The following is a 12,167-nucleotide window of genomic DNA, read 5'->3' as shown; positions in this document are numbered from 1 at the left end:
TGGTTTCGGTCAGACAGCAGGGTCTGGCGTGATGAGCGGAACGTGGGGGAAATAGTTCCGGTAGCGTCGGGAGTCACGGGTGAGGATGGCCCAGCCATGAACGGCTGCATGCGCCCCGATGAAGAAGTCGGGGAGGACATTGTGTTTCGTGCCCCTGCTGCGCCGGTACTGGACGAATGCCATGGATGCCAGAAACAGTGCTGGGCGCGGGAGTTCCTGGTACTTCAGCCCCATCGTCTGGATGACGCCGTCCAGTGCATCGACGGATTCGAAGGTGGTCGACAGTTCGGCATAGATGATGGGATTGATGACCAGTTCGTGGATGATGGATTGGGTCTGAAGCTGATGCATGGACCAGCTGGCCCAGACCGGATCATCTTCCAGCACATCCAGCAGGACGTTGGTGTCGACGAGGATCATGAGGGGCGCATCCTTTCCCGGATGACGTCGGGAGGCGTCGGTGCTGTGGGGCGGCTGCCTTTCCGGGCGGCCGGCAGGCGTGGAACTTGTGGAGTCAGTCTGGCTGGCGGAGCAGTGCCATCAGTTCATCGGTACGCCACTTGATCTGGGCGGCGCCACGAACCGCTTCGAAACGGTCGGCATTGGCCTGATTCAGCGCCTTCCGGGGCGGTTGCCCCGCCTTGTGGACGATGATCTGGCCCGCCTCGTTGAAGGCAAACTCGACACCGTCACCGGGAAGCAGCTGCAGGGCGTCGCGGACCTTCTTGGGGATGGTGACCTGGCCCTTGATGGTCAGGGTTGTTGCCATGGGTGTGCACCAAAAGTATTACTTATTGGCGATGGTATTGCCGTTGGCCCATTGGGGCAAGGGGTATACCGGACGGAGGGGAACAGGAACAGCCTGAAACCGTATTCTTTCTTGCTATCGTCAGGCTCCTGAATTGTGCACCCCGTCCAGCGTGGCCGAACGGCAGAATTCCGGTGGGACAAAACCGACGGACACAAAAAAGGCGACGCCCCGACATCGGACATCGCCCCATACAGATCCGGAACCCGGCCACACCCCTGTCACACGGTCCGGACCATCGCATGGTCAGGACCATCGCTTTCAGGCGCCAGCGCCCGGTTTCGTGTTCCGGCGGCTCTGTGTCTCCGCGAGGTGACGACCCAACCTGCTGCCGTCACCCCGTACCCTTGCCTCACCGCGGCGAGTAGGCCACTCCCAGCATTACTGTGCGCGGCTGCTGGTTGTAGTAGCGCCAGGTGGCGTTGCGCCGGTTGCCGATGTTGTACACATCCGCATAGGCGGTCAGCTCGGGCGAGACGCGCCAGGCCGAGCGCAGGTTCACCACCAGGGCGCCACCCACCCGACGCTGGTTGGCCTCGTCGGAGAAGCGGCGGTTGCTCAGCATCAGGTCGGCGCCCACGCTGTAGTCGCCAAAGCCGTAGTCCACCTGGCCGTTGAGGGTGCGCTTGGCCACATGGGGCAGCACACGGCCGGTGGCGTTGTTCTTCGGATTGACGAGGTCCAGATTCGCCTGCCAGCGCAGGCCGTTGAAGGCCTGGCCGGGGGCGGTGTCCTGACCCACCGACAGGGCCAGACCGGTGATGGTGGCGCGGCCCAGGTTGAACAGCGAGCAGTTGACGGCGGCGGTGCAGTCGCCGGCCACGGTCAGGCGGTCATGCACGCGGGTGCGATACACCACGGCCTTGGCGTAGGTGGTGCTGTCGGGCTGCCAGTAGGCGCCGGCATCCATGGTCTGGTTGCGCTGCTGTTTCAGGCGGTTGCCCTCGGCGCTGGCATAGTAGTCGGCCAGGTCCGGCATGCGGTAGCCGGTGCTCAGGTTGCCCGCCACGCGCAGGTTGGGGGCCAGCCGGTAGCCGTAGCCGATCTGGTGGCTGAAGGTGCTGTTGTAGCGGTTGCTGTCATCCATGCGCAGGGCCAGGTTCAGCTGGTGCTGCCCCCAGGTGCCGATGGCGTTGCCCAGCAGCGCGTTGGTGGTGCGCGTGGGCGATTTCAGGCCCTGGGTGTCGTAGCCTTCTTCCAGCCGTTCGAAGGCGATCCGGCCATTCACGTTGGGCAGAACCCGCTGGCTCATGCCCAGCCCGTATTCGCGCAGTTTGGTCTTGTCCCAGTCGGCACCGTCGGTGTAGTTCCAGGTGTTGCTGATGCTGCTCTGGCCAAATTTGGCGTCCAGGCGGGTGCCGGGCGACAGTTCATGCTCGGCCTTGACGCCGGCCAGTTCCAGGCGCTTCTTGGCCGCGAGGGCGGTGGCACTGCCGCGCAGGCCGTCGAAGTCGGCGTTGACGGTGTTGCGCATGGCCAGCACGGTCAGGTGCGTGGCGGTGGAGAGCCGGGCGTCCAGCCGGCCGGAGATGTTGTCGCGCTTCCAGTTGTCCTGGTCGTTCTGGTGGCCGGGGTAGTCGCCGGCGGTGGCATCGAAGCCATCGCCGCGTTCGCGGCCCAGGTCGATGCGGCCGGTGATCTGGTCGTTGCCGCCCGAGAGGCGTCCGCGCATCTGCATGTAGCCGCGGCCGCCGATGCCGGCTTCACCACTGGCCCGGGTGCCGGGACCGGCTGCGTCGGACAGGAGCTGCACCACGCCACCGCCCGCGTTCTGGCCATAGATGGCCGAACCGGGGCCACGCAGGATTTCGGTGCGGCTGCCGTAGGACATGGGCAGCAGCGAGAAGTCGGCACCGCTGGCCGGGCTGACGCGGAAGCCGTCGATCATCACCAGGGTGTCCTGCATGGCGTTGCCGCGGATGGACAGGCCACCGAAGGCGCCGGGGGTGCCCTGCGAGAAGGTCTGGATGCTGCCCAGCGGCTCGAAGGGGGTGAGCTGGCTCACATCCTGGTGGGCATGGTAGGTGGGCAGAATGACCACGTCGCTGGTCAGTTCACCCAGCGTGGCGGGCATGTTGGTGGCCGTGATCATTTTCGGGCCGCTGGTATGCCTGTCATTCAGGGCAGGACGGGTGCGGGCCGGCTCCTGCGCGTGGGCCATGGGGGGCTGGGTGCCGGCGGGCTGCTGCTGTGTGCTGGCAGGGGGCTGTGCGTTGCCCGGCGCCTGCGTGTTTTCGGGCATCTGCGTGTTGCCCTGCGGCGCCCGCTGGGTCTGGAAGTGGCGGGGCTGCTGGCCCTGTGGCCGTTGACCCTGTGGTTCCTGATAGGTGGGCAGTTGGGAGGCAGGAGACTCCACGGGGTGAACCGTCTGGCCCTCGACGCGCTGGGCGTGGACCTGCTGGGCCAGGGCGGCGGAGGTGCCCGCCAGGGAAAAGACGGCCATCACGGCCGCGGCACAGGTGCTGCGTTTGAACATGAGCGACTCCGGAAAACGGTGACCTGTCGGGGTGCAGGCCCCGGCTGGGCGCACGTACCGACGGTGATGGGTGTTGTTTTTCAGTGTAGTCCGCCGTTCGTCGGCCGACAAACGGTCGGCCATATTGTGTGGCCTTTGCAGCGGCGTTATGCAAGCAATGTGCGCAGAAGTGTTTCTCTGTCGTTACCTGTCGTGCCCGGGTGGTGTCACAGCCTGTCCTGCCAGCATCTGCGCGACTTGTTGCCAGACGGCCTCTTCACTGGGCCAGGGTCGGGACTGGGCCAGGTGCACATGAGGACCGAGGGCGCGGTAGCGGGCGGTGTTGGTGGGGCCGAGCACGGAGAGCAGCGGGGCGCCGACGGCGGCGGCCACGTGGCCGGGGCCGGTGTCGTTGGCCACGACCAGGGTGGCGTGGGAGAGCAGGGCGGCGTACACGTCGAGCGGCACGTCATCCAGCGACCGTGCCGTGGGATAGTCGGCGTGGGCCCGGGCGGTTTCGGCGCCGGGGCCGGGCACGAGGAGAACCGGCATGCGTTCGGCCAGCTGCCGGCACAGCGCCGGAAAACCCGGCCAGGCCTTGCTGTTGCCTTCGAGGGTGCCGGTGGCGAAGGGAATCAGAATCGCAAAGGGCCGGATGGCCGGGGTGGGATAGTCGACCGGATGGGTATGCCCGGCCAGCGATCCCGGGCCATGGGGATTGTGCCGTGCGCCCGCCTCTTCGAGCAGCCCTGCCTGATACAGCAAAGTGAGCGCCCGCTCCCGTGCCGAATCCGTTAGGGGCAGGTGGGGCCACTGCATCTGTTCCGGTGAGGGGATGGCGTCGTGGGTGCCGGGCTTCAGGTCGGGGTCGTTGTCCTGTGGCGGGGTGAGGGTGGCGGCGGCGCCCCAGAAGCGCTGGCTTTCGTGCAGGGGGTGGGCCGGTTGCGGAACGGGGTGGGTGAGGAACCAGCCGCGGCCGTCCTGGCGGTAGCCGACGGTGTTGAGCCCGGCCAGCCAGGTTTCGAAGGCGCTGGAGAACGAGTTGGTGAGCAGCAGGGTGTTGAGGCGCTTGCCGAAATCCGGGTCGTGGAGCTGGCCTTCCTGCCGCAGGCGCCGCAGCAGGCGCACGCGTTCCTTCAGCGGACCGGGCAGGGTGTGGACCGGCCAGCCGCAGCCGGCCAGCAGGGTGGCGGCCCAGCGTCTGCCCACCAGCTGCAGGGCGTAGCCGCGATGATGCAGGTGCCAGAGGGTGGGCAGGCTCATGATGACGTCGCCAACCCAGTTGGGGAGTCGCACGATGAGGGGTCGCATGACGGGAGCGGGGCAGGTTTTGTGGATAATGCGGAAAGTTCCACCGATTATGGAGTCAAAACCATGCAGGGCGCAGAAAAGCCAACCTCCGGGGCACTGAACGGGGCCGCCGTCATCGCGTTTCACCAGCAGTGTCTGGCGCTGCCGGGCTGGGCAAAGGCCGGGCAGGCACCGGATGGCCATGCACTGGATGTGCCGCCGCCGGCCACGGAGCCCGGGGCGCAGCTCTGGCACTGGGTGGCCAACAACCACCGTTTCAACAGCCTGCTGTGGGACGAGGAAGACCTGGCGCGCCGCACCCGTGTGTCGGCCGAGGAGATCGCCGGCAACAAGCGGGCCATCGATGGCTACAACCAGGCCCGCAACGATGCCACCGAACGGGTGGACGAGCTGCTGCTGCTGGCGCTGGGGCTGGTGGATCCGGCATCGGTGGGTGGTGATTCGCCGGTGAGCCTGGCCGGCCAGCAGGCGCGGATGAACAGCGAGACGGCCGGCAGCATCATCGACCGGATGTCGATCATGGCGCTGAAGGTGCGGGCCATGAAGGCGCAGACGGCGCGGACCGATGTGGACGAGGCGCACCGCGAGGCTTCGCGCGCACGGCTGGCCCGGCTGGAGACGCAGCGCAACGATCTGGGCCGCTGCCTGGACGAGCTGATGGCCGATTGTCGCGCGGGGCGGGCATATTTCAAGGTGTACCGCCAGTTCAAGATGTATAACGACCCGGCGTTCAATCCGGCCCTGGTGGCCGAAAGGGGAGCCTGATGGATATTCCGGGTCATCTGCCGCAAGGCGAAAAACCGTCGTCACGCCGGCCGCTGAAGACGCGGCTGGCCGATCTGGCCGCAGCCGTGCTGGCCTTCCTGCTGCTGGCGCCGCAGGGGTTCGGGTTGCGAAAGAAGTAAGTGGATACTTTCTTTACTTTGCCTTCAGCACGGGTGCCAGCGCTGCCAGCCACTGTTCGGCCTTCTGCGCCAGCGTGAGGCTGGCGTAGGCCGGGCTGGTGGAGGGCAGCACCACGGTGGCGTAGCCCTGCTCGTCGAAGAAGCGGCGCTGGCGGCCGGCATGCTGGCCGTTGAAGGCCACCAGTTTCAGTGAGGGCAGCTGGGCCAGCAGGGGGCCGAATTCGTTGGTGAGGGCGTGGCGGATGGCGCTGTCGAGGCTGCCCTGGCGCTGGCAGTGGCCGACGGTGTCCCACAGGGCCAGCCGGTGTTCGCGCAGCCGGTGCAGGCGCTGTTCGTAGGGCAGGGCGGGCAGGGGCTCGCCCGTGAGCTGGCCCATGATGGGCCAGAACTGGTTGCGCGGGTGGGCGTAGTAGGCCTGCGCGGCCAGTGAGGCCGTGCCCGGAAAGCTGCCCAGCAGCAGGATGAGGGCATCGCGGCGCCAGACCGGTGGCAGGCCCTGGTGCACGGCAGGATCGGTTGTTGCCATGGCGCGGATTGTCTCGCATTGTGACTGGGCGTGCGCGATGGCAACGGTAGAATGACCGGCGGATATCTATTGGATCTGGGGCATGTTTGACAAGGTGGTCTTTGCGGGCGGCGGGCATCGCTGCTGGTGGCAGGCGGGCTTCTGGGAGGTGCTGCGCGCAGAAATCGAGCTGCGGCCGCGGGTGATCGGTGCGGTATCGATGGGGGCCTTCATGGCCTGTCTGGTCCACGCCAACGACACCCGGCGGGCGCTGGCCTGGTACGAGCGCGAGCTGGCCGGGGTGCGCAGCAACATGGCCTGGGTCAACCTGTTTCGCAAGGACGAACCGCTGTTCCGGCAGGGAGGCATCTACCGCAAGGCCATGCGTGCGCTGCTGGGGGGCGAGCACTTCCGCCAGCTGATGTGGCAGGCCCCCGAAATCCGTGTGGCCTGCGCGGTGGCGCCGGCTGCGCTGAGCGACCGTCAGCTCGACAGGCTGGGCTGGCGCGAAGCCCGGCGCGATGCACGGCTGGTGCCGGCGTCACTGCACGCCAAACCGGAGCGTGCCGAAATCTTCGTGCCGCTGGTCAAGCGGCTGCAGGATTGCCGCACCGAGCGCGAGATGTGTGATCTGCTGCAGGCCAGCAGTGCGTATCCGCCGCTGGTGCCGGCGGTGGAGTTCGAGGGCGAGCGGGTGGTGACGGGCGAGCTGGTGGATCCAGTGCCGGTCGATCTGGTGGCCGATGTGCCGGGCCAGACGCTGGTGCTGACCACGCGCACCTACAACCGCAAGACGCCCGTGTTTGCCATGGAAGGGCGCATCTATGTGCAGCCGTCCGCGCCGGTGCCAGTGGCGAGCTGGGATTTCACCTCGGCCAGACGCTTTCAGCAGACGTACGAACTGGGCCGTCAGGACGCCGAGGCGTTCCTGAAGCTGTTCGGTCTGGGGGTCTTCCGCACCGACGTGCAGTTCGGCGGTGCGATGCTGGCCGGCGGCCAGTGGGGGGACGAGGCACGGGTGGATACCGTGATGGATGACGACGGTGGGGCCGGTGCAGGTTCTGCTGGTGCTGGTCCGGCTGGTTCTGGTTCCGCCGGTTCTGGCAGGGGAGGAGGTTCCGGCCGTGCTGCCGGTGCCGGTGGTACCGCTGGCGCTGATGGTGCTTCCGGTACTGCTGGTGCCGCTGGTGTCCCTGGTGTTGATGGTGGTGTTGATGATGCTGCCGCTGGTGCGGGCGATGGCACTGCCCGGGCGCGAGATGGCAAGGCTGCCCGCGACACGAACCGCGCTGGTTTCGACCGCGATGGTGTTGCCGAAGGCGGTGCTGCTGAAGGCGCTGCCGTTGCAGGTGTTGGCGCAGGTGTTGGCGCCGCAGGTGCTGGCATCGCAGGTGCGTCCGGTGAACACACGGGCGCTGCTGCTGGTGCGCGTGACGCGAGATTGGCCAGGGCGGATGCCTCCCAGGCCGATGGGGCAGATACGCGTGGCCCGGGGCGCGTGAATATCGGGTCAGGCCAGGTGGCTGGAGGGGCACGCGGGGATGGTAGGGCACGCAGGGATGGTGCTGGGCGGTCCGCTGAGGCGGACAGGACGGCAGGTGCCGGCCGTGGTTCCATGGCTGCCGTAGATGGGGCGGCCGCAGGGTCGGCTTCCACGGATGACCGGCGACGCGTCGGGATCGGGTCTGCCCCGGACGGGCGTATGTCAGTCGGCGGGGGCAGGGATGCAATCCCTGCCGATGCAGACGGAGATCTCATTGACGATATGCCCCTGACGCTCACCGATGGTCACACGCTGGGTGAACCGTCTGACAAGCTGTTCGAGCGGGCAGGCCGCCTGCCTCCACGCAGCGCGAACGGCGGAGGGCGCAAGGAAGATGGCCTGCGCGCTGGAGATGGCAAGCGCCGTGGGGAGGGTGCCCGCGGTGATAGTGGCGGTGATGATGGCCGTGGGGATGGCGGTCGTGGGGATGATGGCCGTGGTGATACTGGTCGTGGCGTTGGTGCCCGCAAGGCGGAACACGCCCGCAAGCGCGGCCGAAAAACGGAAAAATGACGGCAGTACGCGTCAAGGGGCGCAGAGGCTCCTTGAGCGGGCCGTGATGTCGTCGGATGGCTGCGGGGCAGCCGGGTAGCAGTGTGCATATCCACCGCGGTAACTGGGCGCGGGGTGCTCCTCTCCGGCAGGAGACCGGACAGGGGCGGACAAGACCGGGAGGGGCAGCGACAGTGGGGGGCAGACAGTGCGCCGGGGCTGTGCGATCAGCCCGCGCGGCGCGCGGCCATCAGCATGCCGCCGCCCAGCAGGAGCATCAGCCAGGCCAGCAGCGAGCCGGCAATGGACCCCTTGATGATGGCTGAAGCCGACACCACGGCACCCGCCGCCAGCAGATAGCGGGCTGTGGTGGTGGTGCGCTGGATGGGGGTGGATTCTGGCATGGGGCAGGGGGCGCACCCGGAGCGGGCTGCTGCGCCGCGAACTTCTGCCGAAGGGCGGTTTGGGATGCAGCCGCAGGGCCGCTGTGCGGCAGAAGGAAAAGTGGCGCGCCCGGCACGAATCGAACGTGCGACCCTTGGCTTCGGAGGCCAATACTCTATCCCCTGAGCTACGGGCGCGTTGATCTTGATAAGGATACTGGTTTTGCGCGCGGCCGTCCAGTGTTTTGTGTGAACCATCCGGCGGCCCGCGCGCTACCCGGGCTGATCCTGATCAAAATGGGGATGGGCGCTTTGCTCTATAAAAGAGCATCCACGCGGTACGCCGGCCGCGACGCGCCTGTGCCTTTCTGGCACGGCGGCATGCTGGTGTCCGCTCCTGGAGCGTGTTTCGTCCCCCTGGGGACGAATGAGCCCATGACACGCTCCAGATCATCACATCAAGAACACACGCGCGGAGCATCCATGGCAAACACCAACCCCGGTGCCGGTTCTGGCCGGCCGGCCGGCATTTTCAAGTCCACGACCCAGATGGTGGTGGTGGTCACGGCAGCGCTGGTGCTGCCGGTCGTCATCATCGCCATGGTGGTGGGCGCCTCGGGCAGCAAGCCCCGGCCCGAAGACGAAATGTCCCCCGAGGCCATCGAGGCCCGCATCCGTCCGGTGGCCGGCTTCGAGCTGAAGGAGAAGAAAGGCGGTGGTCCGGCCCGTGCGGGTGAGGTCGTCTTCAAGGAAGTCTGCTCGGCCTGTCACAACACGGGCGTGTCCGGTGCGCCCAAGTTTGGCGACAAGGATGCCTGGGAGGCCCGTATCGACAAGGGCGCCGACGCCCTGCTGGAGTCGGCCCTGAAGGGCAAGGGCGCCATGCCGGCTCAGGGTGGCGGCGAGTACACCGACCAGGAAATCGCCAACGCCATGACCTACATGGCCAAGGCCGGTGGCGCCACCTTCGAGGCACCCAAGGTCGAGGGCGAGAAGAAAGAAGGGGAGGAGTGATCCCGTCGAGAAGGGGGGATTGATCCAGCCGATTCGCAAGAGGGGGAGGATTGATCCTGCCGGCTCAGGCGTTGCCGCGTGCTTCCAGCATGGCCCGCAGGGCAGCCAGCTTCTTGCGAGCCTCGTCGGCCGAAACGAGCGCGTTGCGGGCACCCTCGGGCTCCAGCTGCATTTCGGTGATGAAGCGTGAGGGCTGGCAGTCCACCATCTGGCGGGCGCGCTTGCGCTGACGGCACCACGAGAGCGTCAGGCTCTTGCGGGCACGGGTGATGGCCACATACATCAGCCGGCGTTCCTCTTCCAGGCGCTCGGTATCGATTTTTTCGCGATCCACCGGCATGCCGTTCACGTCGTCGAGGCTGTCGTCCTCGCGGCCGGCGTGCGGCATCAGTCCTTCCTCCACGCCGATCAGGAAGACGTGCGGGTACTCCAGTCCCTTGCTGGCGTGTACGGTGGAGAGCTTCACGGCGTCGCCTTCCTCGTCACGACCCTCCAGACGGGTGACCAGCGAGATGTGCTGGGCCATGTCGATCAGCGTCTTGCCGTCTTCGTCGGCCCGTTTGGCAATCCAGTCGCGGAATTCGCAGACATACTGCCAGCGGTTGGTGGCGCTGCGCTCGTCACCCTGCTCCTGCAGGTAGAGCTGGTAGTCGATGGCGCTGATCAGGCCATCCAGCACCTCCGAGGCTGGCTCACGCTCGGCACGCCACTTGAGCCGGTTGATGAACTCGCCGAACTGGCGCAGCGGAAAGAGCTGTTTTTCGGGCAGACGGGTCTCGACGCCTGCTTCGAACATGGCCTGAAACAGGCTGATGTCGCGCTCACCGGCGTATTCGCCCAGCACCTTCAGCGTCTGCGGGCCGATGCCGCGCCGTGGTGTGGTGGCGGCGCGAATGAAGGCTGGATCGTCGTCCTCGTTGGCCAGCACGCGCAGATAGGCACACAGATCCTTGATCTCGGCCTTGTCGAAGAACGACTGGCCGCCGGAGATCTGGTAGGGGATATGTTCTTTTCTCAGCATCTGTTCGACGACGCGTGCCTGGTGGTTGCCGCGATACAGAATGGCAAAGTCCGACCACGGCAGGCGCTTCTCGAAGCGGGCCGCCTGGATGCGCTTGACCACGGTTTCGGCTTCGTCCTCATCGTCGTCGCAGGGCAGCACCTTCAGCGGATCGCCCTCGCCCAGGGCTGACCACAGCGTCTTGGCATAGAGCTTGGGGTTCTTCTGGATCAGCGTGTTGGCGGCGTGCAGGATGGTGCGGGTGGAACGGTAGTTCTGCTCCAGCTTGATGACGGTAAGGTTCGGAAAATCCTGCCCCAGCCGTTTGAGGTTCTCCAGCGAGGCACCGCGCCAGCCGTAGATGGACTGGTCGTCATCGCCCACGGCGGTCAGGCCGCAGCGGTCGCCCACCAGCTCCTTCAGCAGGGCGTACTGGGCAGCGTTGGTGTCCTGGTACTCGTCCACCAGGAAGTAGCGCAGCTTTTCCTGCCAGTGTTTGCGGGCCTCCTGGTCGTTGCGCAGCAGCTTCAGCGGCAGGCGGATCAGGTCGTCGAAGTCCACGGCCTGATAGCCGTCCAGCGTGGCCTGATATTCCATGAAGGCGCGGGCGATGCGCAGCTCGCTCTCGCCGCGGGCTTCTTTGAGCGCCTGCTCGGGTTCGGTCAGGGCGTTTTTCCAGAGCGAGATCTTCGCCGAGGCCAGCTTGATCAGCTTGCGGTCGGTAGTCTGCAGCAGCTGCGCCAGCAGCCCGGCACAGTCGTCGCTGTCGAAGATCGAAAACGACGGCTTCAGCCCTATACCCCGGCCGCTGGTGCGCAGCATCTTCATGCCCAGCGAGTGGAAGGTGGAAATGGTTGGCCGCTCGGAGGCTGGGAGCTTCCTCTGCTGGGCAAAACGCTCGGCCATTTCGGCCGCCGCCTTGTTGGTGAAGGTGATGGCGGCAATGGCCCGGCCGGTGAAGCCGGCATCGATCAGGTGCGAGAGCTTGGCGGTGATGACGCGGGTCTTGCCCGAGCCGGCACCGGCAATGACGAGACTGGGACCATCCAGATGCCTGACGGCCTGGGACTGGGCGGGGTTGAGATCGGCCACGGAAATAGAGGAAAGAATCGTAATTACGCATTACACCACGTAATTACAAGGAAAATAGTGAAGTGTGCGTTCACGCAAAAGTCTTTGCGGAGATGTACTGAGGAGCAGGGTGGGGGGGCTATTATCGGACGAATCCGCCCCGCCGGGCAGCCGGGATGGTGAGTCCTTGCAACGGAGCGTTTCTGCAGGCGCTGCGTGGGGCGTTTTGCGTCTCCCGGTGTGAGCAGCTGCGCATTCCGGTGGTCGTAGCGACGATTGAAAACTGGCCCCGGGGTACTGAAGTAAAACAGGCTGCGTCTTCCTGCGACCGTGACTGACGATTCCGGCATCGTGACCGCGTTGCCCTGTGAGTTGTTCACAAAAACGGTGGATAACTCTGTGGGTAGCTGTACCTGCAGGCAGGATGGTCCCTTAATTATGGGGATCTGTGCGATGGGCATCGTCCCTGCCACTTTTTTGGTCTGCACAGAAGCCGGGAGTTTGTGCAAGAACAGGGCCGACGAACGGCAGGTGACGGGGGTTGGGACGCGTGCCGGGCCGATGAACGGTGCGTTTTTTCACAGAAACGGTGGATAACTGTGTGACAAGCTCCCAGGCAACCCGTCGAAACGCCCGGCTGGCGCGGCCTGGCACAGGGGTGACTAAATAGTGTGCAGAGT

The 12,167-nt window shown here is 66.1% G+C and carries 11 protein-coding genes and 1 tRNA gene; 4 read left to right on the top strand and 8 right to left on the bottom strand.

All coding sequences use genetic code 11. The annotated features are described in order from the left end of the window. Positions 1-9: 9 nt before the first annotated feature. From EHV23_RS09790 to EHV23_RS09775, 4 genes are all read right to left on the bottom strand, one after another. On the bottom strand, positions 10-420 hold the full coding sequence (locus tag EHV23_RS09790) for a type II toxin-antitoxin system VapC family toxin (protein WP_125095911.1): 411 nt from the start codon (positions 418-420) through the stop codon (positions 10-12). A 94-nt stretch (positions 421-514) separates the two neighbouring features. Beyond that, positions 515-769 carry an AbrB/MazE/SpoVT family DNA-binding domain-containing protein gene (locus EHV23_RS09785; RefSeq protein WP_125095910.1) on the bottom strand — a complete coding sequence of 85 codons (255 nt, stop codon included), beginning with the start codon at positions 767-769 and terminating at the stop codon, positions 515-517. A gap of 391 nt (positions 770-1,160) precedes the next feature. Continuing rightward, on the bottom strand, positions 1,161-3,284 hold the full coding sequence (locus EHV23_RS09780) for a TonB-dependent receptor (RefSeq protein ID WP_158615918.1): 2,124 nt from the start codon (positions 3,282-3,284) through the stop codon (positions 1,161-1,163). Between the two features lie 183 nt (positions 3,285-3,467). Next, positions 3,468-4,526, bottom strand: a complete 1,059-nt coding sequence (locus EHV23_RS09775; RefSeq protein ID WP_158615917.1) for a glycosyltransferase family 9 protein — start codon at positions 4,524-4,526, stop codon at positions 3,468-3,470. A 111-nt stretch (positions 4,527-4,637) separates the two neighbouring features. Between EHV23_RS09775 and EHV23_RS09770 the strand changes: the two genes are divergently transcribed. After that, positions 4,638-5,339: a DUF4254 domain-containing protein gene (locus EHV23_RS09770; RefSeq protein WP_125095907.1), complete on the top strand. Its 702-nt coding sequence runs from the start codon at positions 4,638-4,640 to the stop codon at positions 5,337-5,339. After that, positions 5,339-5,479, top strand: a complete 141-nt coding sequence (locus EHV23_RS15255; RefSeq protein WP_158615916.1) for a hypothetical protein — start codon at positions 5,339-5,341, stop codon at positions 5,477-5,479. Before EHV23_RS09770 ends, EHV23_RS15255 begins: the two co-directional genes overlap by 1 nt. 13 nt (positions 5,480-5,492) lie before the next feature. On the opposite strand, the gene EHV23_RS09765 is transcribed toward EHV23_RS15255, so the two are convergent. Next, the gene (locus EHV23_RS09765) at positions 5,493-6,005 is read right to left on the bottom strand and encodes a DNA-deoxyinosine glycosylase (RefSeq protein ID WP_125095906.1); all 513 of its coding nucleotides are present in this window, start codon (positions 6,003-6,005) and stop codon (positions 5,493-5,495) included. Positions 6,006-6,087: 82 nt separating this feature from the next. On the opposite strand from EHV23_RS09765, the gene EHV23_RS09760 reads away from it, so the two are divergent. Beyond that, the gene (locus tag EHV23_RS09760) at positions 6,088-8,040 is read left to right on the top strand and encodes a patatin-like phospholipase family protein (protein ID WP_125095905.1); all 1,953 of its coding nucleotides are present in this window, start codon (positions 6,088-6,090) and stop codon (positions 8,038-8,040) included. A gap of 206 nt (positions 8,041-8,246) precedes the next feature. On the opposite strand, the gene EHV23_RS15250 is transcribed toward EHV23_RS09760, so the two are convergent. Both EHV23_RS15250 and EHV23_RS09755 read right to left on the bottom strand, forming a co-directional pair. Then, the gene (locus EHV23_RS15250; protein WP_158615915.1) at positions 8,247-8,423 is read right to left on the bottom strand and encodes a hypothetical protein; all 177 of its coding nucleotides are present in this window, start codon (positions 8,421-8,423) and stop codon (positions 8,247-8,249) included. Positions 8,424-8,524: 101 nt separating this feature from the next. Continuing rightward, positions 8,525-8,600: transfer RNA gene (locus EHV23_RS09755), tRNA-Arg, on the bottom strand. Positions 8,601-8,885: 285 nt separating this feature from the next. Between EHV23_RS09755 and EHV23_RS09750 the strand changes: the two genes are divergently transcribed. Continuing rightward, entirely contained in the window at positions 8,886-9,416 is a 531-nt protein-coding gene (locus tag EHV23_RS09750) for a c-type cytochrome (RefSeq protein ID WP_158615914.1), read from the top strand. A gap of 64 nt (positions 9,417-9,480) precedes the next feature. Here the strand turns inward: EHV23_RS09750 and EHV23_RS09745 are convergent, their stop codons facing one another. Further along, the gene (locus EHV23_RS09745) at positions 9,481-11,508 is read right to left on the bottom strand and encodes a UvrD-helicase domain-containing protein (protein WP_125095903.1); all 2,028 of its coding nucleotides are present in this window, start codon (positions 11,506-11,508) and stop codon (positions 9,481-9,483) included. Between the last annotated feature and the right edge of the window lie 659 nt (positions 11,509-12,167).

The organism is Lautropia dentalis, assembly GCF_003892345.1.
Lineage (GTDB): Bacteria > Pseudomonadota > Gammaproteobacteria > Burkholderiales > Burkholderiaceae_E > Lautropia > Lautropia dentalis.
Note: the sequence above shows the minus strand (reverse complement) of the source record. Positions and strands in the feature narration are given on the sequence as shown.